Origin of the sequence: Nocardioides marinus (assembly GCF_013408145.1) — a bacterium.
Lineage (GTDB): Bacteria > Actinomycetota > Actinomycetes > Propionibacteriales > Nocardioidaceae > Nocardioides > Nocardioides marinus.
This window is the reverse complement of the sequence record NZ_JACBZI010000001.1, coordinates 1471224-1497915: the sequence shown is the minus strand read 5'-3', so window position 1 is coordinate 1497915 and position 26692 is coordinate 1471224. Positions and strand designations below refer to the sequence as shown.

Genomic DNA, 26692 nt, shown 5'->3' with positions numbered 1-26692 from the left:
GGGCTGGGTGCCTGCGGTGTGGGTGCTCATGACGACTCGTCAGTATGGCCGGAGGCGTCGGTGCGCACCTACTCCTGACCGCTCCGCGCTACTCCCCGACGAAGGTGTCCTGCGCCTGACGACCCGTGGCACCGAGGGCACCGTGATCGACACCACCCACGCTGACCTGCAGCGAGCCGTCCGAGGACTGCACCCGCACCGGCTGGGAGACCTTCGGCAGGACCTTGACCTGTCCGAAGGCGAGGGTGCCCTTGTAGACCAGCTCGTTGGCGCCGTTGCGCACCACGACCTCGGCTCCCCCGCCGGAGGCGGTCAGCACCACCGGCACCTTCGCGCCGGTCGCGGGCGCACCGCTCGTGGTCGTGAGGCTGGGCAGCGGGTCGCGCACCTCCACCGGGGTGTCGGTGACCAGGCGGGCCACCGACCACGCGAGCACGAGGGCCATCACCGCGGCCACGAGGACCGACCAGTTGGGGCCGCCGCGGGTGCCCCGCAGCGCCCCGCCCTGGCCCAGCTCGGCCTCGAAGACGCGTCGCGGGGTGACCGGCGCGTCGGCGTACCGCTCGTCGTAGGAGGCGACCAACGGGGCCGCGTCGATGCCGAGGACGCGGGCGAGCGTGCGCAGGTGTCCGCGGGCGTAGAAGTCGCCGCCGCACGGGCTGAAGTCGTCGACCTCGACCGCCTCGATGACGTGCGGGCGGATGCGGGTGCGGTCGGCCAGCTGGTCGACGGTGAGACCGAGGCGGGTACGCGCAGCGGCGAGCTCGGGCCCGATGACCGGGTCCGGCGCGGGCTGCTCCTCCTCGGGCAGCACGATCGGCTCGACGGCGTGTCCCTCCGTGGCGATCGGGCGGACACGGTCGCCCCAGACCTCGGTCTCCTCGACCAGGTCCACGCTGCCGGGTCGCCGCAGCTCGCGGGCCTCCGGCAGCTCGGCACGGGCGCTCTCGTCGGTCTCGTCGTGGGCGGCGTCGAGGCGCAGGGCCGTGGCGCCGATGATCGGCTGGGTCATGGTCAGGTCGCTGCGGATCTCCGCGCGGACCGCGGTCACCGGCTCACGCAGCGCCGACGGCGTGGCGCTCGCGCTCATCGCCGGGGCGGCGACCGTCCCGGACGTCCCCGACGCCATGGACGGCAACGGTGCGGCCGATCCCGCACGCTCGGGCAGGAAGCGGGCCACCGAGTCGATGGCGTGGGCCAGCATCGGCCGCAGCCCGGCGTGCACGCGCTCGGGCTCGGGCTCGGGGACGTCGTGCTCGTCGTACGCCGGGGAGCCCGCGCCGTCGGTGTCGTCGTGCCCGTCGTCGTGCCCGTCGTCGTGCCAGTCCTCGTCGGAGACGTAGGTGTAGCCGTCAATCTCGGCGACCTCGCAACGGTCCTGGGCGAGCGCGGCGAGAGCGTCGACGACGTCGCCGTCGGTCAGGCCGGTGACCCTGGTCGAGAGCGAGAGCGGGACCTGGATCGGGTCCTCGCCGCTGAGCACGTCGATGGAGCCGTCGCGCAGGAACCGCCGGCGCGGCAGCACCTCGACGGCCTCGATCTCGGTCCACGGCAGACCGCGCCACTCCTTGCCGGCGCGCAGCCGCACGCCGAGCTCGTCGGCGACGAAGAGGGGTGCACGGGCGTCGAGGACACCCTGGGCGTGCACGAGGGCGATCGCGGCCAGCACCACCGCGACGACCCAGTCCACGGTGGTGCCGCCACCGGCCGCGCGGGCGAGGTACGCCGCGGCGACCACGCCCGCGACGACACCGGTGCTCGCGGTGAGCAGCGTGTTGCGTCGTACTTCCACGTTCACATCTCCCCCTGCAGGGTCGCGATGACGCCGTCGACCTCGTCGGGCTTCACGAGCACGTCGCGAGCCTTCGAGCCCTCACTGGGACCGACCACGCCTCGGGACTCCAAGATGTCCATGAGACGACCGGCCTTGGCGAAGCCCACACGGAGCTTGCGCTGCAGCATCGAGGTGGAGCCGAACTGCGTCGAGACGACCAGCTCCACCGCCTGGACGACCAGGTCGAGGTCGTCCCCGATGTCGTCGTCGAGCTCCTTCTTGCTCTGCTGCGGCGCGGTGACGTCCTCGCGGTACGACGGCTCCAGCTGCCCCTTGCAGTGCTTGACCACCTGGGCGATCTCGGCCTCGGTGACCCACGAGCCCTGCACGCGGACCGGCTTGGAGGCGCCCATCGGCAGGAAGAGGCCGTCACCCTGCCCGACCAGCTTCTCCGCACCCGGCTGGTCGAGGATGACCCGGCTGTCGGTGACCGAGGACGTGGCGAAGGCCAGCCTCGAGGGCACGTTGGCCTTGATCAGGCCGGTGACCACGTCCACCGACGGGCGCTGGGTGGCCAGCACCAGGTGGATGCCCGCCGCTCGCGCCAGCTGGGTGATGCGGACGACCGCGTCCTCCACGTCGCGGGGCGCGACCATCATCAGGTCGGCGAGCTCGTCGACGATGACCAGCAGGTAGGGGTAGGGCTCGAGCTTGCGCTCGGAGCCGAGCGGCACCTCGACCTTGCCCGCCCGGACGGCCTTGTTGAAGTCGTCGATGTGGCGGAACCCGAAGTTGGCCAGGTCGTCGTAGCGCAGGTCCATCTCGCGCACGACCCAGGCCAGCGCCTCGGCGGCCTTCTTGGGGTTGGTGATGATCGGGGTGATCAGGTGCGGGACGCCCTCGTAGGCGTTCAGCTCCACCCGCTTGGGGTCGACCATGATCATCCGGACCTCGTCGGGCGTGGCCCGCATCAGCACCGAGGTGATCATCGAGTTGATGAAGCTGGACTTGCCCGAGCCGGTGGCGCCGGCCACGAGCAGATGCGGCATCTTGGCGAGGTTCGCCACGACGAAGCCGCCCTCGACGTCCTTGCCGAGCCCGGCCACCATCGGGTGGTGGTCGGCGCGGGCGCGGCCCGAGCGCAGGACGTCACCGAGGGAGACGACCTCCTTGTCCACGTTGGGGATCTCCACGCCCACCGCGGACTTGCCGGGGATCGGGCTGAGGATGCGCACGTCGGCACTGGCCACCGCGTAGGAGATGTTGCGCTGGATGTTGGTGATCTTCTCGACCTTCACGCCGGGGCCGAGCTCGACCTCGTAGCGCGTGACGGTCGGGCCACGGGTGTAGCCGGTGACCTGGGCGTCGATGGAGAACTCCTCGAGCACCTGGGTGAGCCGGTCCACGACCTCGTCGGAGGCCTTGGAGCGCGCCTTGTGCGGCGAGCCCTCCTTGAGGACGTCGTTCGCCGGCAGCGTGTAGGTGATGTCGCCGGAGAGCGCGAGCTGCTCGACCCGCTGCGGGAGCGGCGAGTGCGGAGGCGGCTCCAGGACGTCCTTGTGGTCGGGCTGCGCGTCCTCGGTGTCGGCGACGGCAGCCATCGCCTCGGTCGGCACGTCGTCGAAGATCCCCAGGCCGGCGTCGTCGTCGGTGGGGGTGGCGTCCTCCTCCAGGGCGACGTCGAGCGCGTCCTTGCCGCGCTTCTTGCGGCCCTTGGCGGAGGTCTCGTCGACCAGCGGGGTGTCGTACGCCGGGTAGCCCTCGGGCTCGTAGCCCTCCTCGCCCTTGCGCGGGCGGCGCCTCGTGGTCGGCTCGTCCTCGTCGTGGACCCGGCCCAGGGCCCGGTCGCGCAGGTCGGCGAGCTTGTCGGGCACCTGGTAGACGGGGGTGGCGGTGATGACCAGCACCCCGAAGACGCCGAGCAGCATCAGCAGCGGCACGACGAGGTAGGAGGTGCGCAGCAGGTCCAGCAGCAGCGAGGAGACGACGTACCCGACGGCTCCCCCGCCCTCCTGCAGCGGCGTGGCGTCACCGTCGACCGGCTGGGGGCTGCCGTTGGCCACGTGGACGATGCCGAGCAGCCCGAAGGACAGCGCGGTCCAGCCGATGACCTGGCGGCCGGCCGGGCCGTGGCCGACCGGGTCACGCATGACGCGCCAGCCCGCCCAGACCAGGGCCATCGGGACGAACCAACCGATCTTGCCGACCGTGCCGGCGACGGCGACCCGGACCGGGTCGGTCACCGGGCTCTGCACCTGGAACCACACCGCGGCCGCCGAGACCAGCGCGATGGCGACGAGCGCGAGCCCGGCTCCGTCGCGGCGGTGCTCGGGCTCGAGGTCACGGGCGCCGCGGCCGATGCCGCGGGCCACCGCGCCGATGCCGTGGGCGACCGCGAGCCAGAAGGCCACGATCCCGCGCAGCAGCGCGCCGAGCGCCAGCCCCACCGGGTTCGGGCCGCTGCGCACCGAGCGCGGAGCCGGCCGCCCGGCCGTGGCCTTCTTGGCCGTCGCCTTCTTCGGCGCAGGCTTGCGCGCCGGCGGTCGCTTGGCCGCGCTCGAGGTGGTCCTGGTGGAGGTACTCCGTGGTCGGGTGCCCGAACTCGTGCCGCTGCCGGTCCTGCTCGTGCTGCGGGTGGACGTGCTCGTGCTCCGCGACCCCGGCGGGGAAGACGTACGGGTCGCCATGGTCACGACCCTAGGCGACCACCCCACGAGTCACAGGGATTGACTCACGTCCCACCCTCACGTGTCGCTTGAGGGTTTTCCGACGACACGTCCGAGCGCAGCGAGGACGTGACGCGGAGGAGGACGAGCGAGCCCGCGACCGAGGCACGAGGTCGCGACGGCGTGTCGAGACCCAGCCGAGCCGGCGTATCAATACGCCGGTTCGGCGTCCCGGGGCTCGTGGGCGGAGTCGGGGAGCGCGTCGAGCGGCGGGGAGAGGCGGCGGGCGGCGAGCATGATCGCGACCCCGACCGCCATGGTGACCAGGAAGCCGATCGTGGTCGACCCGGTGAGGGCCAGGCCGCAGTAGCCGAGCGTGGCGGACACGACGGCGACCGCGACGTACGGCAGCTGCGTGGTGACGTGGGTGATGACGTTGCAGCCGGCACCGGTCGAGCTGAGGATCGTGGTGTCGGAGATCGGCGAGGCGTGGTCGCCGGCCACCGCACCGGCGAGCACCGCACCCAGCACGGGGAGCAGGAGCTCGGGTGCGTCGACGGCGTTGACGATGCCACCGGCGATCGGCAGCAGCAGCCCGAAGGAGCCCCAGCTCGTGCCGGTGGCGAAGGCCATCGCCAGGGCGACGAGGAAGACGACCGGGACCAACCACTCGGTCGGCAACGAGGAGTCCTCGACGAGACCACCGAGGTACTCCCCCGTGCCGAGGGAGTCGATGAGCGAGCCCAGCATCCAGGCCAGCAGCAGGATGCTGACGGCGGGCCACATCGAGCGCAGTCCCTCCCACCAGCCGCGGCCGAAGGTGGACCGGCCGAACTTCGGGTTCGAGGCGGTGTCGCGGGCGTAGTAGTACAACGATGCGGCCAGGGCCGGCACGACCCCGACGAGCAGCGACCAGGTCACGTCGGCCTCGGCCAGCAGGTCCAGGGGCGCCCAGGACCCCGAGGCGCGCACCCCGCTCCAGACGATGCCGGCCAGGACGCCGACGACCAGCAGCGCGAACGGCACCACGAGGGCGCGCTTGGCACCCGGGCGGTGGACCGGCAGGTCCTCCGAGAGCTGTCCGGGGATGTCGTCGCCCGGCTCGTAGGTCTTGCCCTCCTCCAGCGCGCGGCGCTCCTCGCGGCGCATGGGGCCGAGGTCGACGTTGAGGACCACCACGAGCACGACCATCAGCAGCGCCGCCCAGGCGTAGTAGTTGGCGGCGGCGGCGCGCACGTAGGCACCGAGGTCGCTCACGGTGAGCGCGGACGCGGCGATGATCGGCGTGAAGATGCCCAGGATGTAGGCGCCCCAGCTGGAGAACGGCATCAGCACCGCCACCGGCGCGGAGGTGGAGTCGACGAGGTAGGTCAGCTTCGCCCGGGACACGCGGTGCCGGTCGGTGATCGGTCGGCTGACCTGGCCCACGGTGAGCGCGTTGAAGTAGTCGTCGACGAAGATCGCGCCACCCAGGGCCGCCGGCAGCGCGATGGCGCCGCGACGGGTGCGGATGCGGTCGTGCGCCCAGTCGGCGAAGGCGCGGGTGCCGCCCGACATCGAGACGAAGGCGGTGATGACACCGAGCGCCAGCGTGAAGACGAGGATGTAGACGTAGGTGGTGTTCAGCTCGCCGTCGACCCAGAAGATCTGGGCGAAGGCCGACCACAGCTCCTCGAGGGTGTCGACGGGGCTGAGGTCGGCGACCAGCAGCGCCGCCGAGACCACGCCGAGCCCGAGGCTCAGCAGGACCTTGCGGGTGGTCACCGCCAGCCCGATGGCCAGCACCGGGGGCAGCAGGGTCAGCAGCGGGTAGTCGTCGATCACGTCGCACCTCCTGGGTGGGCCGGGAGGCTACCGTCCGTGCCGGGGCTGCGCACCACCCTGGCGGCGGGTCGGCGTCGCGCCCTCAGGCCTCGACCACCACCGGGATGATCATCGGCCGGCGGCGGTGGGTGTTGGACACCCAGCGGCCGATCACCCGGCGTACGGTCTGCTGCAGCTGGTAGGCGTCCGTGGCCCCGTCGGCCACGGCCTTGTCGAGGGCATCGATGATGGCCGGCTTGACGTCCTCGAAGACCGAGTCGTCCTCGGCGAAGCCGCGGGCGTGGATCTCCGGGCCGCCGGCGACCTTCCCCGAGGAGGAGTCGATGACGACGATGACGGAGATGAAGCCCTCCTCGCCGAGGATGCGACGGTCCTTCAGGTCGGACTCGGTGATGTCGCCGACCGAGGAGCCGTCGACGAACACGTAGCCGCAGTCCACCTTCCCGGCGACCGAGGCCACCCCGTCGACGAGGTCGACCACCACGCCGTCCTCGGCGATGACGACGTTCTCGACGCCGGTCATCCTCGCCAGCGCGGCGTTGGCCTGCATGTGCCGGATCTCGCCGTGGACGGGCAGCACGTTGCGGGGCTTGACGATGTTGTAGCAGTAGAGCAGCTCTCCGGCCGAGGCGTGGCCGGAGACGTGCACCATCGCGTTGCCCTTGTGGACCACGCGGGCGCCCCAGCGGGCCAGGCCGTTGATGACGCGGTAGACGGCGTTCTCGTTGCCGGGGATGAGCGAGGAGGCCAGCAGGACGGTGTCGCCCTCCTCGATGTGCACGAAGTTGTGGGTGCGCTGGGCGATCCGCGACAGCGCCGACATCGGCTCGCCCTGGGAGCCGGTGGAGATCAGCACCTGGTGCTGGGGCGGCAGGTCGGCGAGCTCCTTGGCGTCCACGATGGTGTTCGGGGGGACGGTGAGGTAGCCCAGGTCGCGCGCGATGCCCATGTTGCGCACCATCGAGCGGCCGACGAAGGCGACCTGCCGCTCGTGGGCGTACGCCGCGTCGAGCACCTGCTGCACGCGGTGCACGTGCGAGGCGAAGCAGGCCACGATGACCCGCTGCTGGGACTCGCGGAAGACCTGGTCGATGACCGGGGTGATGCCGCGCTCGGTCGGGGTGAAGCCGGGGGTCTCGGCGTTGGTGGAGTCGGTGAGGAAGAGGTCGACGCCCTCCTCCCCCAGCCGCGCGAAGGCACGCAGGTCGGTGATCCGGCCGTCCAGCGGCAGCTGGTCCATCTTGAAGTCACCGGTGTGCAGCACCATCCCGGCGGGCGTGCGGATGGCCACGGCCAGCGCGTCGGGGATGGAGTGGTTGACCGCCACGAACTCCAGCTCGAAGGGCCCGAACGTGATCCGCTCGCCCTCCTTCACCACGTGGTGGACGGTCTCCTTGAGACGGTGCTCGCGCAGCTTGGAGCCCAGCAGGGCCAGGGTCAGCTCGGAGCCGACCAGCGGGATGTTCCCCCGCTCGCGCAGGAGGTACGGCGTCGCGCCGATGTGGTCCTCGTGGCCGTGGGTGAGCACGAGCGCCTCGACGTCGTCGAGCCGGTCGCGGATCGAGGACCAGTCCGGGAGGATCAGGTCGACGCCGGGCTGGTGGTCCTCGGGGAAGAGCACGCCGCAGTCGACGATGAGCAGCCGGCCGGCGTACTCGAAGGCGGTCATGTTGCGCCCCACCTCGCCGAGACCACCGAACGGGGTGACCCGCAGGCCTCCTTCGGCCAGCGGAGCGGGTGCGGTGAGCTCGGGGTGCGGGTGTGACATCTCGTCCTGTTCTGCCGGGGTGGCTGTGGGTGTGCCGGAGCGCGGGGCCTAGAGCAGGCCGGCGGCCTCCAGGCCGGTGCGCAGCGCGGCGAGCTCCTCGTCGTCGAGGGGCACGAGCGGCGATCGCACGCGACGGTTGTCGAGGACGCCGAGCAGCTCCAGGCCGCCCTTGGCGGTGGTGGCGCCGTAGTTGGCGACGCCCATGACGGCCTCGAAGGCCGGCAGGAGCCGCTGGTAGGTGGCCAGGGCGGCGGCGTGGTCGCCGGCCAGGAAGCGCTCGATCATCGAGGCGATCTCGGTGCCGGCGACGTGGCCCACGACCGAGACCAGCCCGCAGGCGCCGTGGGCGAGGAAGCCGAGGGTGTTGACGTCGTCGCCGGAGTAGACGGCGTAGCCCATCTGCGCGAGGCGCGCGGCACGGGGCATGTCGCCGACGGCGTCCTTGACCGCCACGACCTGCTCCCAGCCCAGCGTCTCCTCGTAGGTCTCGAGCCCGATCGTCGAGCCGGTGCGACCGGGGACGTCGTAGAGCATCACCGGCAGCTCGGCGGCGTCGACCACCTGGCGGAAGTGGTGGAGCATGCCCCGCTGGCCGGGCTTGTTGTAGTACGGCGAGACGAGCAGGACGCCGTCGGCGCCCTTCTCCCGGGCCTGCTTGGCCAGGACCAGCGAGGTGCGGGTGTCGTTGGTGCCGACGCCGGCCACGATCGGGACGTCGGGGCCGACCGCGTCCCGGACCGCGGCGAGCACCTCGCCGTCCTCGTCGGTGGTCGTGGTGGGCGACTCACCGGTGGTGCCGGAGACCACCAGCCCGTCGTGCCCGTGCCCCAGCAGGTGCTTGGCGACCCGCTGCACACCGTCCAGGTCGACGCTGCCGTCCTCGAGGAAGGGCGTGGCCATCGCGGTCAGCATCCGACCGAAGGGAGCGACGGGGGCGGAGGTCATGCGGCCAAGGTTATGGGATCTGCGGGGCGACCTGCTCGGCGACCAGCCGCAGGTGGTCGAGGTCGCCCAGGTCGAGGGTCTGCAGGTACAGCCGGGACTGCCCGGACTCGGCGTAGCGGGCGATCTTGTCGACCACCTCCGGGACCAGTCCGGCCAGCCCGTTCTCGCGCAGCTCCTCGACCTCGCGCCCGATCGCCGCGGCCCGTCGGGCGAGCTCGGCCTCGGTCTCGGCCACGCACAGCACCAGCGCCGAGGAGGTGGTCAGCGAGTCGGGGTCGCGGCCGATCTCCTCGCACGCCGCGCGCACCCGGGCGATCTGCTCCAGCCCCACGTCGAACGGCACGAACGGGAGGTTGAACTCGTCGGCGTACCGCGCCGCCAGCGCCGGGGTACGACGCTTGCCGACGCCTCCGATGAGCACCGGCGGTCCGCCGGCGTGACCGTCGCGCTGCACGGGCTTGGGCAGGCCGGGCGACTCGCTGACCTGGTAGTGCGTGCCGTCGTAGGAGAAGCCACCGTCCTCGGCCGACGGGGCCGACCACAGCCCGGTGACCACGGCCAGCTGCTCCTCGAACCGGTCGAATCGCTCGGCGGTGCCGGGGAAGGGGATGGCGTACTTCTCGTGCTCCTGGACGAACCATCCGGCGCCGATGCCGAGCTCGACGCGTCCGCCGCTCATCTGGTCGACGTTCGCGACCTGGATCGCCAGCGGTCCGGGGAAGCGGAAGGTCGCGCTGGTCATCATCGTGCCGAGCCGGATGGTGCTGGTCTCGCGCGCCAGCCCGGCCAGGGTGGTCCAGGCGTCGGTGGGCCCGGGCAGGCCCGGCGTGCCCATGCCCAGGTAGTGATCGGAGCGGAAGAACGCCCCGAATCCGAGGCGCTCGGCCTCGAGGGCGACCCGCAGGAGGTCGTCGTAGGTGGCGCCCTGCTGGGGCTCGGTGAAGATGCGCAGCTCCATGGCGCCCACCCTACGAAGCACCCCCGAACGGCCTACCGCCGGCGCAGCCAGACCCGGTCGAAGCCCTCGAGCTCGTCGCGCCGGGTCTCCTTCCAGTGGTGCCGGTCGAAGTCGGGGTAGAACACGTCGCCCTCCGGCTCCAGCGGGATCTCGGAGATGACCTGCTCGGTGGCCAGCGGCATGGCGGCGGCGTACACGCTGGCGCCACCGGCGACCACGATCTCCCCCGGGAGCCGGGTGGCCTGTACGAGGGCGTCGTCGAGGTCACGGGCGACGTGGACCGCGTCGTGCCCGGGCGACCAGGCGGGGTCGCGGGTCAGCACGATGGTCTCCCGGCCCGGCAGCGGGCGCCCGATCGACTCGTAGGTCGTGCGGCCCATCACGAGCACGTGGCCCATCGTGAGGTGCTTGAAGGCGGTCTGCTCCCCCGGCACGTGCCAGGGGATGTCGGGTCCCCGGCCGATCACCCCGTTGCGGGCGACCGCGGCGACCAGGACGATCCTGCGACTCATGACGATCCCTCAGACCGCGATCGGGGCCTTGATGGCCGGGTACGGGTCGTAGCCCTCGACGGCGATGTGCTCGAGCTCGAAGGCGTCCAGCGCGGTCACCGAGGGGTCCAGCACCAGGGTGGGCAGCGGGCGCGGCTCCCGGGTCAGCTGCAGCCGGGCCTGCTCGAGGTGGTTGAGGTAGAGGTGGGCGTCGCCCAGGGTGTGCACGAAGTCGCCGACGCGCAGACCGGTCACCTGCGCGACCATGTGGGTCAGCAGCGCGTAGGAGGCGATGTTGAACGGCACGCCCAGGAACACGTCGGCCGATCGCTGGTAGAGCTGGCAGCTGAGCCGGTCCGGTCCGCCGTCGGCGTCGGGCGCGACGTAGAACTGGAACAGCGCGTGGCACGGCGCGAGTGCCATCTCGGGGATGTCGGCGACGTTCCACGCGGAGACGACGTGGCGACGCGAGTGCGGGTCGCGTCGGAGGTTCTCCACGACCTGGGCCAGCTGGTCGACGTGGCGGCCGTCGGGCGTGGGCCACGAGCGCCACTGGGCGCCGTAGACGGGGCCGAGGTCGCCGGACTCGTCGGCCCACTCGTCCCAGATGCTGATGCCACGCTCCTGCAGCCAGCGCACGTTGGTGTCGCCGCGCAGGAACCACAACAGCTCGCCGAACACCGAGCGGGTGTGCACCTTCTTGGTGGTGACCAGCGGGAACCCGCCACCGCGCTCGGGTGCGAGATCGAAGCGCATCTGGTGCCCGAACACCGACAGCGTGCCGGTGCCGGTGCGGTCGGTGCGCTCGACGCCCTCGTCGAGGATCCGGGTGAGGAGGTCGAGGTAGGCCTGCACGGTGCGAACGCTACCGCCGCTGCTACGAGCCGGCCTTCTTGCCCGCCCTCATGGTGGCGCGCACCCAGTCGATGATGCCCGGGGCGTTCAGCTCGGCGTACACGCCCGGGAACAGCGGGACCGCGCAGCCCAGGCCGTAGCTGACCACGCCGACCTGGACGACCTTGCCGCTTTCACGGGTGCCGAAGATCGGACCGCCGGAGTCGCCCTGGCAGGAGTCGCCGCCCAGCTCGGAGGCGCAGAACTCGGTGTCGGCGTTGAACCCGAGCAGCAGGTTGGTGATGCACTCCAGGTCGCTGCTGACCGAGACGTCGACCTTCTTCAGGTTCTCCGGAGCCTCGCTGCCACCCGAGGACTCCACGCCCCACCCGGCGACGGTCAGCACCGTGCCCGCGGCCTCGAGCGCGTCGTCGGCAGCCTTGGGGAGCGCGATGCGCGGCGCCTTGATGCGCTTCTTGGTGCGCCACAGTGCCACGTCGCTGGAGCCGGTGTCGTCGTAGTCGGGGTGCACGGCGAAGCCGGAGACCCGCAGCACCTGCCCGCCCTTGGCCGACAGGTCGGTGCGACCGACCACGACCTGGACCTGCTTCTTCGAGAAAACCGTGCAGTGGGCGGCGGTGAGGATCCAGCGCTTGCCGACGACCGAGCCACCGCAGATCTGGCCCTCGCTGCCGGACGAGCCGGCACGCTGGATGGAGGCCATGAAGGGGAACTCCCCCTTCTTCGCGTCCTCGCCTCCGACGATGGCGGTGGCCGGCGCGGGCAGCGCCGCGACGGCGAGGGCGAGAAAGAGCAGGGGGGCGAGCAGGCGCACGAGGACGCCTCGCACGGCGGGGTGGGGGGTCACGTGGCGAACGCTACGCGTCCCTCGACGGTCGTGACGGTCGATCCCGCGACCCGAACCTGCCCGTCCACCACGTCCACGTGCACGCGCCCGCGTCGCTGCAGTGCGGCGCCCTGCGCTGCGACGTACGACGCGGGGAGCCGCCCCGTCGAGGTCAGCCACTGCCCGAGGCCGGCCTGCAGGCTGCCGGTGACCGGGTCCTCGGTGATGCCCAGGCCCGGGCAGAACGCGCGCACCTCGAGCAGCACCTCTCCCCCGGGCGCGTGCAGGCCCGCGACCCCGATGTCGAGCCCGTCGAAGGCGGCCCAGTCGGGGCGCAGCGCGGTGACCGCTGCGGCGTCGGCGAGCAGGACCCCGACCCAGCCCGGGCCGTTGTCGATCCACTCCGCGTCCACGACGGCGGCCTCGTCGATGCGCAGCGCCCGGGCGATCCGCGTGAGGTCGTCGGCGGAGACGGGCCCGCTGCGCACCAACGGCGGCGCCTCGAGGGCCAGCCGCTCGCCGCGGTGCACGCGCACGAGGCCCGCGCCGCACTCCTGCACCAGCACGCCCGGCGTCGCCGGCACCCCGCCGGCCCCGAGCCAGGCGTGCGCCGATCCGAGCGTCGGGTGCCCCGCGAAGGGCAGCTCCTCGCCGGGGGTGAAGATCCGCAGCCGGTAGTCGGCGGCGGGGTCGGTCGGCCGCAGCAGGAAGGTCGTCTCCGACAGGTTCGTCCAGCGCGCGAAGGCGGCCATCTGGTCCTCGGACAGGTCGTCGGCGTCGTGCACGACCGCGACCGGGTTGCCGGTCAGGGGGCCGGACCCGAAGACGTCGACGCAGCGGTAGGTGTGGGTCACGGGGCGATCATCTCGCCAGCAGCGCCGTGCTGTCCCCCGCCCCGGCGCCGACGGCGTGCACCCGGCAGTCGCCGGTGCGGACCTGGCAGGTGCGCACCTCCAGGGTCCCGGTCGACGAGACCCGACCGGCCTCGGAGGCGCCGGGCAGGGCGGCGCGGTCGGCCAGCAGGTAGGTGATCCGGTCGGCCGCGGTGAACCGCGCGTCCAGCAGCACGTCGGCGCGCTCGGTGCCGGAGGCCAGCTCCTCGCCCGTGCCGACGGCGAAGACCCGCACCCCCGAGCCGTCCTCCCCGCTGCGGGTCCACACGAACTGCTGGCGCGGCGAGACCTCCCCGCCGTCCCCCAGCCGCACCACCGGGGTGCCCAGCAGCTGACGGATCGCGATCGACTCGAAGCCGACCTGCCGCAGCTGCGTGACGCCCACGACGTCGACGAGCGCCCCCTGCTCGGGCGCGCTCACCACGGTGCTCACCGACCCGGTGCCGGTGTGCCACTCGTGCTCCCCGGCCGCGTCGACGAAGACGAGCACCGGGGCGGCCAGCCGCACCAGCCGCGGCTGCACCTCGCCGCCGTCGGTCGCCGTCTCCAGCCGGGCCACGACCTCGGCGTCGGGGACGTCGGCGACCTCCAGGGTCGACCCGTCCTCGGCCACCCACGCCACCCGACCGGCCGGCTCGGAGGCCACCAGGCCCGCGGACGGCTCGGCCCGGCCGAGCAGCACGCGCTCCCCCTCGGGCCCGAGTCGTACGACGTCGCCCCGGTCGTCGAGGTAGACCACCTGCGTCCCCAGCTCGGCCAGCGCGACGACCCCGTCCACGTCGGCGGTGCCGCCCGCCAGGTGCAGCCGGCCGTCGGCGTACCACGCGACGGGCGCGGGGTTGCGCGCCGGCGAGACCACCACCGGTCCGAGGGCCGGCTCGGGAGGCGCCGGGTCGGGGAGCAGGGCGGTGACCGCCACACCGACGAGCAGGGCGAGCGTCACGACCGCCAGGACCGGCAGGACTCGTCCCCGGCGCCGCGCGGGCTCCGCCCCGGTCGGCGGCGGCACGGGCAACCCCGGGACCGCAGCGACCACCGCGGCGAGCAGCTGCGGGTCGGGGACCGTGCCGGAGACCGTGCCGGAATCAGGGTCGTGCGCCCGCCCCAGCGCCGTCCAGGCCAGGCGGACCCGCACCGGCACCGGCAGCCGGTCGAGGTCCGCCGAGAGCCCGGCGGGCAGCGTCACCGTGCGCGGCTCGGCCCAGGGGGCGGTCCACCACGACTCCCCGGCGGCCCGGGCGGCGGCGCGCTCCTCGAGCAGCAGGTCACGCAGGGTGGCGTCGGGGTCGTGCTCGTCGCGCAGCCGCCGCCAGGAGCGGCGGGCCCGGCCCAGCACGCGGTCGGCCAGGGTCGCGGCGTGCCCGGCGGGGTGGCCGAGCAGCACGGCGAGGCGGACGAGGTCGGGGCGCCGGGCGGCGGCGTACTCCTCGAAGCCCGCCTCCCGGGAGTCCGGCCCGCGACCCGACCGCGCCACGACGGGGCTCAGGCGTGCAGCGACATCGGGCCGTAGACGCGACGCTCGAGCTCGAAGAGCGTCACGGCGTCCACCCCGTGCTCGGCCAGCTCGGCCCAGGTCTCACCGACCCAGGACTCGGCGTCGGCCTGGCTGGTGAACCGCTGGTCGACCAGGTCGGACGGGGCGTCGGGGCCGAGGGTCACCTCGGCGCCGGAGGCGTCCTCGAGCCGCCACCACCAGGGGCGCTCGGCGGCGGTGGGGGCGCGGAAGGTCGCGGGCTGCTCGGGGAGGTTCATGGGCTCAGGCCTCCCGGACCGACGGGTCGACGAAGGGCGGCTTGGTGAGCGCGAAGACCTCGCGCCGACCGCGGACGTCCACCGAGACCTCGGCGTCGGCCGCCACCGTGGCGGCCACCAGCGCCAGGCCCACGCCCTTGCGCAGCGTCGGGGAGAAGGTGCCGGAGGTGACCTCGCCGACCGGGACGTCGGCGGTGAGCATGACGCGCATGTGCGGACGCGGGATGCCGCGACCGGTGGCGACGATGCCGCGCAGCACGCGCTGGGGGCCGTCCGCGCGCTGGCGGGTCAGGACCTCGCGCCCCCAGAACGACGGCTTGGACCAGCCGACGGCCCAGCCCAGCCGTGCCTCGACCGGGGTGATGTCCATCGAGATGTCCTGCCCGTGCAGGGGGTAGCCCATCTCCGTGCGCAACGTGTCGCGGGCACCGAGCCCGCAGGCGAGCATCCCGTGCTCCTCGCCGGCCGCCAGCAGCGCGTCCCACAGCGACTCGGCGGCGGCGTTGGGCGCCACCAGCTCATAGCCCCGCTCCCCGGTGTAGCCGGTGCGGCACACGGTGACCTCGTGGCCGTCGCGGGTGCCGGTGGAGAAGGCCATGTAGTCGTGGTCGACGGGCAGGCCCAGGGCGGTGAGCACCTCGTCGGAGCGGGGGCCCTGGACCGCGAGCACCACCAGGTCGCGGTGCCGGTCGGTGACCTCGATGCCCTCGGGCGCCGCGGCAGCCAGCCGTCGGACGACCTCGGCGGTGTTGGCGGCGTTGGGCACCAGCAGCACGTCGTCGTCGGCACGCAGGTAGACGATCAGGTCGTCGACGACGCCGCCGGTCTCGTCGTCGCAGCACAGGGTGTACTGCGCCTGGCCCACCTCGATGCGGCCCAGGTCGTTGGTCAGGCAGGAGTTCACGAACTCGGCCGCACCGGGCCCGGTCACCGTCGCCTTCCCGAGGTGGCTGACGTCGAAGACCCCGACTGCCTCGCGGACCGCGGTGTGCTCCTTGACGACCCCCGCGCCGGCGTACTCCAGCGGCATCGACCAGCCGCCGAACTCGGCGAACTTGGCGCCGAGGGCCTCGTGCCTGGCGTGCAACGGCGAGGTGAGCAGCGGGCCGTCGGTCTGGTCCTCCAGCGTCATGGCGCGAACCTATCGCAGCGCCCGACCCCCCGACCGGGGCAGGCGAGCACCACCGCGTGGCTATCCTGCGGCGGTGACCTCGTTCATCCTCCGCAACGCCAGCCCCGCCAAGACCAAGGTCGACGCCGTCGTCGTGGGCGTGGTCGCGCAGGACTCCGGGGTCGACCTCGCCCCCGGCGGGGAGGAGGTCGCCAAGGCCTACGGCCGCAAGCTCCGTCCGCTGCTGTCCTCGCTGTCGCTCAAGGGCAGCCTGGGCGAGACGACCCGCATCCCCACCGCCGGCACCATCAACGCCCCCGTGCTCGTGCTGGTCGGGCTCGGCACCGCCCCCTCGACCGCCGACCTGCGTCGGGCGGCCGGCGCCGCGGCGCGGGCGGTCCCCAACGCCGCCTCGGTCGCCGTGGCGCTGCCGACCCCCGGTGCCGCGGAGGTGCGGGCGGTCACCGAGGGGTGGCTGCTGGGCGGCTACCGCTTCACCACCTACCAGCGCGACACCGCCTCCGACGCGAGCGGCCCGGGCGAGGTCGTGGTCCTGAGCGCCGGCGCGCGCAAGCAGGAGGTCGTGACCGCACTGGAGGAGGCCCAGGTGGTCGCCGCCGCGGTCGCCGGCTGCCGCGACTGGGTGAACACCCCGCCGGGCGACCTCACACCCCCGCTCTTCGCCGACGTCGTGGTGGCGGCGGCCGCGCCCCTGACCAAGGGCCGCGGCAAGAAGCTGACCCTGACCGTCCACGACGAGGTCTCCCTGGCCGAGCTCGGCTGCGGCGGCATCCTCGGCGTCGGCCAGGGCTCCGAGGCTCCCCCGCGCCTGGTGGAGATCAGCTACGCCCCCAAGGGCCTGCCCGAGGACGCCCCGCACCTCGCCCTCGTGGGCAAGGGCATCACCTTCGACTCCGGCGGCCTGAGCATCAAGCCGGCCGCCTCGATGCACGAGATGAAGTCCGACATGGCCGGCGCGGCTGCGGTCGTGCAGGCCACCCTCGCCATCGCCCGGCTGGACCTCCCGGTGCGGGTCTCCACCTTCGTGCCGATGGCCGAGAACATGCTCTCCGGTGCCGCCACCCGGCCCGGCGACGTCCTGCGGATGTACGGCGGCACGACCGTCGAGATCTTCAACACCGACGCGGAGGGCCGCCTCGTCCTCGGCGACGCGCTCGTGCGGGCCACCGAGGTGGAGCCCGACCTCATCGTCGACGTCGCCACCCTCACCGGCCACATGGTCGTCGCCCTGGGAACCCAGGTCGCGGGCGTCATGGGCAGCGAGGAGGTGGTCTCCCAGGTGCTCGCCGCCTCCGAGAGCGCCGGCGAGGCGTGCTGGCCGATGCCGATCCCCGAGGAGATGAAGCAGCGGATCACCTCCTCCAAGATCGCCGACCTGGCCCAGCACGACTGGGTGCGCTGGGGAGGCGGGCTCTTCGCCGGGGCGTTCCTGCGCGAGTTCACCGCCGGGCGCCCGTGGGCGCACGTGGACATCGCCGGCCCGTCCTTCGCCAGCGGCGGCCCGTCCGGGCACCTCACGGCCGGCGGCACCGGCTTCGCGGTGGCGACCCTGGTCGACCTCGCGCGCTCGCTGGGCGACTGAGCCCGCTCAGGAATCCGGCTCAGGAATCCAGGTCGCGCGCCTGCTGCTTCTGGGCCTCGCGCTGGCGGCGGTTCCAGTCGCGCATGCGCTGCGGAACCCCGACCACGGCCGCGTCGTAGGACGGCACCTGGGCCCGGTTGCAGAAGTCGTGGGCCCACTTCACCGACGGGACCCGGCGCCGGGTCCACTCCCCGTCGTGGGCCACCAGCAGCAGCGTGACGTCACTGACCGCCGTCCGCGGCTCGACGAACCCCTCGACACCGCGCCGGGCACCGACCCAGGTGGTGAGGTGCTCGACGTCGGTGGAGTCAGCGGCGCGGACGCGCGTGGAGCCGGTGCGGTAGCCGTCCTTCGCGGGGCCACGCATGCGCGGGCCACGGTCACGACGGAAGCGGTCGAGCATTCCCATGGCCCCAGTCTGCCCGACCCACCCTCGGGCAGGTGTGGACTGTGCTGGCAGTAGTGCAAAGATGGACCGCACTCCCACGAGGAGTCACCCGCACACCCCTACGCAAAGGACCATGGTGGCCGACGCCGGACACACTCCCGGACACACCGACTTCGACGTGCTCATCCTCGGTGCCGGGTCGGGCGGCTACGCCTGTGCCCTGCGCGCCGCCCAGCTCGGCCTCAAGGTCGGCCTGGTCGAGAAGGACAAGGTGGGCGGCACCTGCCTGCACGTCGGCTGCATCCCCACCAAGGCGCTGCTGCACGCGGCCGAGGTCGCCGACTCCACGCGTGACTCCGAGCGCTTCGGCGTCCGCGCCTCGCTCGAAGGCATCGACATGGCCGGCGTCAACGCCTACAAGGACGGCGTGGTCGCGCGGCTCTTCAAGGGCCTCTCCGGCCTGGTCAAGGGGCGCGGGATCACCGTGATCGAGGGCGCCGGCACGATGACCGGGCCCCGCGAGGTCACCGTCGACGGCACCGCCTACACCGGCGCGCACCTCGTGCTGGCCTCCGGCTCCTACTCCCGGTCGCTGCCCGGCCTGGAGGTCGACGGGGAGAAGGTCCTGACCTCCGAGCACGCGCTGCGCCTGGAGCGCGTCCCCTCCTCCGTCGTCGTGCTCGGCGGGGGTGTCATCGGTTCGGAGTTCGCCAGCGTGTGGCGCTCCTTCGGCGCCGACGTCACGATCGTGGAGGCACTGCCCCGCCTGGTCGCCGCCGAGGACGCGGCCTCCTCCAAGGCGCTGGAGCGGGCCTTCCGCAAGCGCGGCATCGCCTTCCGCACCTCCACCCGGTTCAGCTCCGTGGAGCACACCGGCTCCGGCGTCGCAGTCACCGTCGAGGACGCCAAGGGCGGCACCTCCGTGATCGAGGCCGAGCTGCTGCTCGTGGCAGTCGGCCGCGGCCCCGCCACCGACGGGCTGGGGTACGCCGAGCAGGGTGTCGCCATGGAGCGCGGGTTCGTCCTCGCCGACGAGCGCTGCCGCACCAACCTCGAGGGCGTCTACGCCGTCGGTGACATCGTCCCCGGCCTCCAGCTGGCCCACCGCGGCTTCCAGCAGGGCGTGTTCGTCGCCGAGGAGATCGCCGGCCTCGCTCCGGTGGTCGTCGAGGAGTCCGCGATCCCGCGCGTCACCTACTCCCACCCCGAGATCGCCTCGGTCGGTCTCGACGAGGAGACCGCCCGCTCGACCTACGGCGAGGACGCCATCGAGACGCTGACCTACGACCTCGGTGGCAACGGCAAGAGCCAGATCCTGCAGACCCAGGGCTTCGTCAAGCTCGTACGCCGCACCGACGGCCCCGTCGTCGGGGTGCACATGGTCGGCGACCGGGTCGGCGAGCTGGTCGGTGAGGCCCAGCTGATCTACGCCTGGGAGGCCCACCCCGAGGACGTCGCCCCGCTGGTGCACGCCCACCCCACCCAGAACGAGGCACTCGGCGAGGCCCACCTCGCCCTGGCCGGCAAGGCCCTGCACGCGCACGGCTGAGCCACCGGCTCACCACACCCCAGACACCGAGCAGAACCACCACCCGCTACCGAAGGAACCGCATTGGCCACCGAAGTCACCCTCCCGGCGCTCGGGGAGTCCGTCACCGAGGGCACCGTCACCCGCTGGCTCAAGCAGGTCGGCGACACCGTCGCGGTCGACGAGCCGCTGCTCGAGGTCTCCACCGACAAGGTCGACACCGAGATCCCCTCGCCCGTCGCGGGCACCCTGCTCGAGATCAAGGCCGACGAGGACGACACCGTCGAGGTCGGCGCGGTCCTCGCGATGATCGGTGAGGAGGGCGAGGGCGGCGGCGACTCGGCCGACGACTCCGCCGACGACACCGCCACCCCCGAGGCCCAGCCGGCCGACGAGGACGAGGCGGAGAAGAAGGCCGAGCAGGAGGAGCAGATCGCCGAGGAGACCGGCGACCTGCCCCCCGGCGACGAGACCCCCGAGCAGGAGAAGGCGCCCGCGGCGTCCGGCTCCGGTGGTGGGTCCGGCACGTCGGTGACCCTCCCCGCGCTCGGCGAGTCGGTCACCGAGGGCACCGTGACCCGCTGGCTCAAGCAGGTCGGTGACAGCGTCGAGGTGGACGAGCCGCTCCTGGAGGTCTCCACCGACAAGGTCGACACCGAGATCCCCTCCCCCGTGGCCGGCACCCTGCTGGAGGTCAAGGTCTCCGAGGACGAGACGGTCGAGGTCGGCGCCGAGCTCGCCGTGATCGGCGACGGCTCCGCGGCCCCTGCCGAGGAGCCCGAGCCCGAGCCGAAGGCCGAGGAGAAGGCGGAGCCCGAGCCCGAGAAGGAGCCGGAGAAGAAGCCGGAGAGCACCCAGCCCAGCCCCGCGGAGGAGCCGGCGCCCAAGACCGAGGAGGCCCCGGCGCAGCCCGCCGCACGGGCCTCGGAGCCGCCCCGCCAGGAGACGTCGTCCTCCTCGGGCGGGTCCGCCGACGGGCCGGGGTACGTCACCCCGCTGGTGCGCAAGCTCGCCGGCCAGCACGGGGTGGACCTGTCCGCCGTCGAGGGCACCGGTGTCGGCGGTCGCATCCGCAAGCAGGACGTGCTCGCCGCCGCCGAGGCGGCCAAGCAGCCCGCCGCTGCCGCCCCGGCCGCCGCCGCCCCCTCGGGCAGCGCCTCGACCCCGGCCGCCACCGGTGCGCCGGTCCCGGTGAACCCCTCCCCGCTGCGGGGCACCACCGAGAAGATGTCGCGCCTGCGCAAGATCATCGCGACCCGGATGAACGAGTCGCTGGCCGTCTCCGCGCAGCTGACCCAGGTCGTGGAGGTCGACGTCACCAACGTGGCGCGCCTGCGCGACCAGGTGAAGGCCGAGTTCGCGGCGCGGGAGGGCGTGAAGCTGTCCTTCCTGCCGTTCTTCGCCAAGGCGGCCGTCGATGCGCTCAAGCAGCACCCGAAGCTCAACGCGACGATCGACGACGAGGCCGGGGAGGTCACCTTCCACGACCACGAGCACGTCGCCTTCGCGGTCGACACCGACAAGGGCCTGCTGACCCCGGTCGTCAAGGACGCCGGCGACCTCTCGATCTCCGGGCTGTCCAAGAAGATCGCCGACGTCGCGGCTCGCACGCGGACCAACAAGATCGGTCCCGACGAGCTGTCAGGCGGCACCTTCACCATCACCAACCTGGGCAGCGTCGGGGCGCTCTTCGACACCCCGATCATCAACCAGCCGCAGGTCGCCATCCTCGGCCCCGGTGCCGTGGTGAAGCGCCCCGTGGTGATCGACGACCCGAACCTCGGCGAGACCATCGCCGTGCGTCACATGGTCTACCTCGCGCTGACCTACGACCACCGCCTGGTCGACGGCGCCGACGCCGGTCGCTTCCTCCAGGAGGTCAAGCAGCGCCTGGAGTCCGGCTCGTTCGAAGTCTGAGCGCCAGCACCCAGCACCACCACGACGGCCCGTCCGGGGACACCCGGGCGGGCCGTCGCGCGTCTCGTGACCGGACCGTAATCAACAGGCGCGAAGCGGGTCCGGCGTCGTAGGTTCGTCCCACCGTGACCAGCACCGTCTCGCCGCCCACCCCGCGGCCCACCCAGTCCACCCTGCCCACCACCGACCACCGCCAGCCGATCGACTGGCGCCGTCTGCGGGGGCCGGTCGCCGCGGCCTGCGTGCTCGGCTCCTTCGTCGCCGCCATCGGCACCAGCCTCGGCACCGTCGTGGCCGGCCGGCTCGCCGACGCCCCGGCCACCGGGCTGGTCGGCCTGCTCGCGCTGTGCGTCATCGGCGGCGCGCTGGTCGACACCGTCGCCCGCACGGTCTGGGCCGGTGTGGTGGACCGGGCCGAGGGCCGGCTGCGCGGCGACCTGCTCGACGCCGCCATGGCCCAGCCGCTGGCCGAGCTGAGCGAGCAGGCCGTCGGCGAGATCCTCGACCGGGTCGACGACGACACCCACGAGGTCGGCAGCCTGCTGCGCCAGAGCGTCTGGATGGCGATGCGCACCCTGCTCGCCTCGGGGCCGCTCTGGCTGGTCGCCGGGTTGACGTGGGCGCCGGCGTTCGTGCTGTTCCCCGTGACCGCGGTGGTGACCTTCTGGTTCGTGAAGGCGCGGTTGCCGGAGATCTCGCGCCGCAAGGTCATCGAGGAGATGGCCTGGACCGACCACGCCGCCGCGATGGAGGAGGGCGTCGCCGCCCGCGACGACCTGCGCACCAGCCTGGGCCAGGCCTACGTCGTACGCCGCAGCACCGAGCTGGCCGCGACCCTGCACCGCCGCTTCGACGAGGTGCTGTCGATGGAGAGCAGCGTCAGCCGGCGCACCGGCACGCTGCTGCACGCCATGCTCGCCGCCACCGGCCTGGCCGGGGTCGCGCTGGTGATCGACGGGCGGCTCTCCACCGGGGCCCTGATCACGTTGTTCCTGGTGACCACCCAGTTCGTGGGCCAGGTCGACCAGCTGGCCCGGCACCTGCCGGACCTGCAGGCCGGGTTCGGCGCGGTGCTGCGGCTGCGCTCCCTGCTCGGCGCGCTCCCCGAGCCCGCCGGCGGCGTCCCGATGCCCGACCGTGTCCCGGAGGTCCGCTTCCGCGACCTGCACTTCTCCTACGGCACCGGCACCTTCGCCCTGGAGGGCGTGGAGCTGACGATCCCGGCCGGCACGACCTGCGCCTTCGTGGGGCGCACCGGGTCGGGCAAGTCGACGTTGGCCTCGCTGGTCTCCCGGGCGGTGGAGCCGCAGCGCGGCACGGTGCTGCTCGACGGCACCGACGTGCTCGACCTCGACCTCCAGCAGCTGCGGGCATCGGTCGGCGTGGTCACCCAGCGCACCGAGATCCTGGCCGGCACCCTCGCGGAGAACATCGCGCTCTTCGCCGAGCTGCCCCGCCGCCGTCTCGAGGACGCCGTCGCCGAGCTCGCGCTCACCGACTGGGTCGCCGGCCTGCCCGACGGCCTGGACACCCTGCTCGGCCCCGGAGGCTTGACGTTGTCGGCCGGGGAGGAGCAGCTGGTCGCCTTCGCCCGCCTCCTGGTCCGCGACGTCCACGTCGTGGTCCTCGACGAGGCCACGGCCCGGATGGACCCCGTCACCGAGGCCCGGGTGGTCCGCGCGGCCGACCGGCTGCTGACCGGGCGCACCGGTCTGCTGGTGGCCCACCGGCTCACCACCACCGAGCGCGCCGACCGGGTCGTCGTGATGGACCACGGACGGGTGGTGCAGCAGGGTCCGCGCAGCGAGCTGGCCGCCCAGCAGGGGCCGTTCCGCTCGCTGCTGGAGGCCAGCGACTCCTCGGTGACCGGCTCCCCGCAGCCGCCCGCTCCGGTCGAGCACTCCTCCCTCGACGTCGGCATCGGCAGCGCCCGCCGGGTCGGGACGCCTCCGCCGCCACCGGCCCTGCGCCCCATCCCCAGCCTGGCCCGCGGCACCTGGAACGCCCTGCGCATCGAGCCGCAGTGGGGCTTCGTGGCGATCTGGCTGTTCCTCCTCTCGGCCCTCACCGGGGCCTTCGGTGCCGTGACCGGCTGGCTGTGGGGCCTGGTGGTCTCCGACCTCCAGCAGGGCCGCTCGCCCTGGCTGCTCACCGGTGCGCTGGTGGTCTCGATCCTGGTCTCCCCGCTCCTCCTGGCCTCGGCGATCCGGCGCTACCCGCGCTGGTGGGTCGCGGTGATGATCCGGGTGCGGGCCGCGGTGCTGCAGGGCCAGACCGAGCAGCGCCGGCTGCATCGCACGCCCCCCGGAGAGGTCGTGGCGCGTGCGATGGACGCCGACCGGTTCGCCCGGTACGCCGACCGCTGGGTCGACTTCGTCAACGGCCTGCTCATCGCGCTGGTCACCGCGCTCATCGCCCGCAGCGTGGTCGCCGGCGGCATCCTGCTGCTGGTCATGGGCATCTCCGCCCTGGCCTCCTCGCTGGGGCGCCGGGTCGCCGGTCGCTCGGCGACCGCGTCCTCCGCCGCCCGGGCCCGCTTCGGCCGTTCACTGGTCTCGACCCTGGAGTCGGTGCGCACCGTCAAGCTGGCGGCCGCCACCCCCGACGTGCACCGTCACCTGCGACAGGTCGACGGTGGCCGGGTCGAGGCGGCGGTGCGCGAGCACCGGGTCCAGGCCCTGCTCGACGGCGTCCCGATCGTGATGGTGCAGGCCGGCGTGGTCGCCGCCTGGGCGATCTTCGTCGGCGGCGGCTGGGGGCTCGCGACGGCACTGCTGGTGGCCAACGCCGTCAGCGGCTTCGACTGGTTCGGCCGGGTGGCCGGGTCGGTCGTCACCGAGGCCCCGGGCACCAAGTCCTGGATGCGGGCCACCAGCGAGCTGGCCGGCGGCGGCGACCTGATGGAGCTGCCCCGCGGCGTCGACCTGGTCCACGGGTCGGCCCCCGCCCCGGCGCCCACCGAGCACGAGCCGCTGCGCGAGATCACCCTGCGCGGCTTCACCGCCGTCCACGACGACGGCACGCTCGGGGCCGAGGAGGTCGACCTGACCGTCCGCGGCGGCGAGCTCGTGCTGCTCCTGGGCCAGGTGGGGTCGGGCAAGTCCTCGCTGCTGGCGGCGATGGCCGGTCTCATCGGCAGCACCGGTGAGCTGCGGTGGAACGACCGTCCGATCGAGGACCCCGAGGTCGAGCTGCGACCGGGCCGGGTCGCGCACGTGGCGCAGGTCCCCCGGGTCCTGTCCGGCACCTTCCGCGGCAACGTCGCCCTCGACCACGCCGACCGCAGCGTCGAGCCGGCGGTCGAGGCGGCCCGGCTGGGTCCCGACGTCACCGAGGCCGGCGGCGTCGACGCCCTGGTCGGTCACCGCGGCGTCCGGCTCTCGGGGGGCCAGGTCCAACGCCTCGCCCTCGCGCGGGCCCTGGCCTGCGAGGCCGACCTGCTGCTCGCCGACGACGTCTCCTCGGCCCTGGACGCCGCGACCGAGATCGAGCTGTGGGAGACCCTGCGCGAGCGCGGCGCGACCGTCATCGGCGCCACCTCCAAGGGTGCCGCCCTGGCGCGTGCGGACCGGGTCGTGGTGCTCACCGACGGACGCGTCGCCGACGCCGGCCCTTGGTCGGACCTGGCGTCCCGCTGGTCGCACCTGGCCGGGTGAGCGGGCCCCTGGCAGGCTGAGGGCATGTCTCTGCACGTCGTCGTCGCCGGCTCCTCCGGGTTCCTCGGCACCCACCTGACCTCCGCCCTCACCCGTGAGGGGCACCGGGTCACCAGCCTGGTGCGACGTCCGGCCGAGCACGAGGGCGAGTCGACGTGGGACCCCTACGCCGGGGTCTACGACCGTGGGGTCATCGACGCAGCGGACGTCGTGGTCAACCTCGCCGGCGCTCCCCTGGTGGGCAACGTGCACTCCAAGCGCTGGGCCCAGGACGTGCTGGAGAGCCGGGTGACGACGACGCGGCTGCTGGCGCGCGCGATCGCCGAGAGCGAGCGGCCGGCGGCGTACCTCGCCGGCAACGGCATCGCCTTCTACGGATCCCAGGGCGACACCGTGCTGACCGAGACCTCCGCGAGCACCGGAGACGCGCTGCTCACCACCGTCACGCGGCGCTGGGAGGAGGCGGCCGACCCGGCGCGTGAGGCCGGCGCCCGCGTGGTCGTGCTCCGCACCTCGCCCGTGATGGACCGTCGCAGCGCCCCGCTCGGTCCGCTCACGCTGCTGTTCAAGAGCGGGCTGGGCGGCAGGCTGGGCAAGGGCTCCCAGCACATGCCGATGATCTCGTTGCGCGACTGGGTCGGCGCCGTGCTGCACCTCGCCGCCGACGACGACGCCCACGGCCCGGTCAACCTGTGCTGCGTGGAGACGCCGACCAACGCCGAGTTCACCCGGACCCTCGCCTCCGCCCTCCACCGTCCCGCCTTCGCCCGGGTGCCGGCCAAGGTGCTCGAGGTGGCGGCCGGTCCGATGGCCCCCGAGCTGCTCGGCTCGGTCAACGCCCGGCCCGCAGCGCTGATCGACCAGGGGTTCGTGCACCGCGACCCCGATGTCGCCGCGGTGGTCCGCGCGGGCCTGGACCGTCTCGATCCCTGACCCCGGGCGTAGGCTCGTGCCATGACCTCCACCAGCATCGACGTCGACGTCGTCGGGCTCGGTGAGGACGCGGTGGACTACCTGTCGGCCTGGGACCTCCAGCGGGCCGTCCACGACCGCGTCGTGACCGGCGTGGCCCCCGACAGCATCCTGCTCCTCGAGCACCCGCCGACCTTCACGGCCGGCAAGCGCACCGCCCCCCACGAGCGCCCCGCCGACCCCGGCGGCGCCCCGGTCATCGATGTCGACCGCGGCGGCAAGATCACCTTCCACGGGCCCGGCCAGCTGGTCGCCTACCCCATCGTCCGTCTCCCCGAGCACGTCCTGGTGGTCGACTTCGTGCGACGCATGGAGGAGGCGATGATCGCGACCTGCGCGGAGTTCGGCGTCGCCACCGCACGGGTCCCGGGGCGCAGCGGCGTGTGGCTGCGCGCCACCGCGGACCGGCCGGAGCGCAAGATCGGGGCCATCGGCATCCGGGTCTCCCGAGGCGTGACGATGCACGGCATCGCCTTGAACTGCGACGTCGACCTCGGCTGGTACGACCGGTTCGTCCCGTGCGGCATCAGCGACGCCGGCGTCACCTCGCTCACCCACGAGGTGGGCCGTCGGGTCGGCGTCACCGACGTGCTGCCGGTCCTGGAGCACGAGCTGCGGCGGATGCTGCGCTGGGAGGAGTACCACCCCACCCCCGACTACGAGGCCCGACCCGAGCCCGGCCGTGCCGCCGTCGGCGGGCCCCGCGTCGAGGTCATCTCGCCCAGCGCGCCGACCTCCTAGTCCACCCGGGGCGTGAGATCGTCC

At 73.3% G+C, this 26692-nt stretch carries 21 protein-coding genes; 7 read left to right on the top strand and 14 right to left on the bottom strand.

The features are described from left to right. Nucleotides 1-88: 88 nt before the first annotated feature. Complete coding sequence (locus BKA05_RS20240) at nt 89-1792, bottom strand: helix-turn-helix domain-containing protein (protein ID WP_218842356.1); 1704 nt, start codon at nt 1790-1792, stop codon at nt 89-91. Between the two features lie 2 nt (nt 1793-1794). Further along, a complete protein-coding gene (locus BKA05_RS07125) occupies nt 1795-4242 on the bottom strand; it encodes a DNA translocase FtsK (RefSeq protein ID WP_343045555.1) in 2448 nt (815 codons plus the stop codon). 25 nt (nt 4243-4267) lie between these two features. Here BKA05_RS07125 and BKA05_RS20235 point away from each other — a divergent pair, with 25 nt between their 5' ends. Then, on the top strand, nt 4268-4504 hold the full coding sequence (locus BKA05_RS20235) for a hypothetical protein (protein WP_343045554.1): 237 nt from the start codon (nt 4268-4270) through the stop codon (nt 4502-4504). Between the two features lie 146 nt (nt 4505-4650). Here BKA05_RS20235 and BKA05_RS07120 read toward each other — a convergent pair whose 3' ends face one another. The 11 genes from BKA05_RS07120 to gcvT all read right to left on the bottom strand — a co-directional run bounded on the left by BKA05_RS07120 (nt 4651) and on the right by gcvT (nt 15884). Further along, nucleotides 4651-6264 carry a Na+/H+ antiporter NhaC family protein gene (locus BKA05_RS07120; protein WP_179530812.1) on the bottom strand — a complete coding sequence of 538 codons (1614 nt, stop codon included), beginning with the start codon at nt 6262-6264 and terminating at the stop codon, nt 4651-4653. 82 nt (nt 6265-6346) lie between these two features. Then, nucleotides 6347-8032, bottom strand: coding sequence for a ribonuclease J (locus tag BKA05_RS07115; protein WP_179530811.1), 1686 nt, complete (start codon nt 8030-8032; stop codon nt 6347-6349). 48 nt (nt 8033-8080) lie between these two features. Next, a complete protein-coding gene (gene dapA, locus BKA05_RS07110; RefSeq protein ID WP_179530810.1) occupies nt 8081-8977 on the bottom strand; it encodes a 4-hydroxy-tetrahydrodipicolinate synthase in 897 nt (298 codons plus the stop codon). 10 nt (nt 8978-8987) lie between these two features. Beyond that, complete coding sequence (locus tag BKA05_RS07105) at nt 8988-9935, bottom strand: LLM class F420-dependent oxidoreductase (protein WP_179530809.1); 948 nt, start codon at nt 9933-9935, stop codon at nt 8988-8990. Nucleotides 9936-9967: 32 nt separating this feature from the next. Beyond that, nucleotides 9968-10447, bottom strand: coding sequence for a dihydrofolate reductase (locus BKA05_RS07100; RefSeq protein WP_179530808.1), 480 nt, complete (start codon nt 10445-10447; stop codon nt 9968-9970). Between the two features lie 9 nt (nt 10448-10456). Beyond that, nucleotides 10457-11281, bottom strand: a complete 825-nt coding sequence (locus BKA05_RS07095) for a thymidylate synthase (protein ID WP_179530807.1) — start codon at nt 11279-11281, stop codon at nt 10457-10459. 22 nt (nt 11282-11303) lie between these two features. Then, nucleotides 11304-12128, bottom strand: a complete 825-nt coding sequence (locus BKA05_RS07090) for a trypsin-like serine protease (protein WP_179530806.1) — start codon at nt 12126-12128, stop codon at nt 11304-11306. Next, nucleotides 12125-12961: a PhzF family phenazine biosynthesis isomerase gene (locus BKA05_RS07085; protein ID WP_179530805.1), complete on the bottom strand. Its 837-nt coding sequence runs from the start codon at nt 12959-12961 to the stop codon at nt 12125-12127. Before BKA05_RS07085 ends, BKA05_RS07090 begins: the two co-directional genes overlap by 4 nt. 7 nt (nt 12962-12968) lie before the next feature. Beyond that, on the bottom strand, nt 12969-14474 hold the full coding sequence (locus BKA05_RS07080; protein ID WP_179530804.1) for a hypothetical protein: 1506 nt from the start codon (nt 14472-14474) through the stop codon (nt 12969-12971). 8 nt (nt 14475-14482) lie between these two features. Further along, complete coding sequence (locus BKA05_RS07075; RefSeq protein ID WP_179530803.1) at nt 14483-14752, bottom strand: hypothetical protein; 270 nt, start codon at nt 14750-14752, stop codon at nt 14483-14485. A gap of 4 nt (nt 14753-14756) precedes the next feature. Next, entirely contained in the window at nt 14757-15884 is a 1128-nt protein-coding gene (gene gcvT / locus BKA05_RS07070; protein ID WP_179530802.1) for a glycine cleavage system aminomethyltransferase GcvT, read from the bottom strand. A gap of 73 nt (nt 15885-15957) precedes the next feature. Between gcvT and BKA05_RS07065 the strand changes: the two genes are divergently transcribed. Beyond that, nucleotides 15958-17466 carry a leucyl aminopeptidase gene (locus BKA05_RS07065; RefSeq protein ID WP_343045553.1) on the top strand — a complete coding sequence of 503 codons (1509 nt, stop codon included), beginning with the start codon at nt 15958-15960 and terminating at the stop codon, nt 17464-17466. Nucleotides 17467-17485: 19 nt separating this feature from the next. Here the strand turns inward: BKA05_RS07065 and BKA05_RS07060 are convergent, their stop codons facing one another. Beyond that, on the bottom strand, nt 17486-17875 hold the full coding sequence (locus BKA05_RS07060; protein WP_246289770.1) for a hypothetical protein: 390 nt from the start codon (nt 17873-17875) through the stop codon (nt 17486-17488). A gap of 112 nt (nt 17876-17987) precedes the next feature. On the opposite strand from BKA05_RS07060, the gene lpdA reads away from it, so the two are divergent. From lpdA to lipB, 5 genes are all read left to right on the top strand, one after another. Next, on the top strand, nt 17988-19403 hold the full coding sequence (lpdA, locus tag BKA05_RS07055) for a dihydrolipoyl dehydrogenase (protein WP_179530800.1): 1416 nt from the start codon (nt 17988-17990) through the stop codon (nt 19401-19403). Between the two features lie 63 nt (nt 19404-19466). Then, nucleotides 19467-21299, top strand: a complete 1833-nt coding sequence (sucB, locus tag BKA05_RS07050; protein WP_179530799.1) for a 2-oxoglutarate dehydrogenase, E2 component, dihydrolipoamide succinyltransferase — start codon at nt 19467-19469, stop codon at nt 21297-21299. A gap of 125 nt (nt 21300-21424) precedes the next feature. Further along, nucleotides 21425-24955, top strand: coding sequence for an ATP-binding cassette domain-containing protein (locus BKA05_RS20010; RefSeq protein WP_179530798.1), 3531 nt, complete (start codon nt 21425-21427; stop codon nt 24953-24955). Nucleotides 24956-24979: 24 nt separating this feature from the next. Beyond that, nucleotides 24980-25888, top strand: coding sequence for a TIGR01777 family oxidoreductase (locus BKA05_RS07040; protein WP_179530797.1), 909 nt, complete (start codon nt 24980-24982; stop codon nt 25886-25888). Nucleotides 25889-25909: 21 nt separating this feature from the next. Then, nucleotides 25910-26668 (top strand): lipoyl(octanoyl) transferase LipB, encoded by a 759-nt coding sequence (gene lipB, locus BKA05_RS07035; RefSeq protein ID WP_179530796.1) that lies wholly within the window; start codon nt 25910-25912, stop codon nt 26666-26668. Nucleotides 26669-26692: the final 24 nt, after the last annotated feature.

Excerpts from the sequence above, each read along its gene's own strand:
- BKA05_RS07075 (WP_179530803.1), bottom strand. The coding sequence starts at position 14,752 with ATGAACCTCCCCGAGCAGCCCGCGACCTTCCGCGCCCCCACCGCCGCC.
- BKA05_RS07060 (WP_246289770.1), bottom strand. The coding sequence starts at position 17,875 with ATGGGAATGCTCGACCGCTTCCGTCGTGACCGTGGCCCGCGCATGCGT.
- gcvT (WP_179530802.1), bottom strand. The coding sequence starts at position 15,884 with ATGACGCTGGAGGACCAGACCGACGGCCCGCTGCTCACCTCGCCGTTG.
- dapA (WP_179530810.1), bottom strand. The coding sequence starts at position 8,977 with ATGACCTCCGCCCCCGTCGCTCCCTTCGGTCGGATGCTGACCGCGATG.
- BKA05_RS07115 (WP_179530811.1), bottom strand. The coding sequence starts at position 8,032 with ATGTCACACCCGCACCCCGAGCTCACCGCACCCGCTCCGCTGGCCGAA.
- lipB (WP_179530796.1), top strand. The coding sequence starts at position 25,910 with ATGACCTCCACCAGCATCGACGTCGACGTCGTCGGGCTCGGTGAGGAC.
- lpdA (WP_179530800.1), top strand. The coding sequence starts at position 17,988 with ATGGTGGCCGACGCCGGACACACTCCCGGACACACCGACTTCGACGTG.
- BKA05_RS07040 (WP_179530797.1), top strand. The coding sequence starts at position 24,980 with ATGTCTCTGCACGTCGTCGTCGCCGGCTCCTCCGGGTTCCTCGGCACC.
- BKA05_RS07105 (WP_179530809.1), bottom strand. The coding sequence starts at position 9,935 with ATGGAGCTGCGCATCTTCACCGAGCCCCAGCAGGGCGCCACCTACGAC.
- BKA05_RS07100 (WP_179530808.1), bottom strand. The coding sequence starts at position 10,447 with ATGAGTCGCAGGATCGTCCTGGTCGCCGCGGTCGCCCGCAACGGGGTG.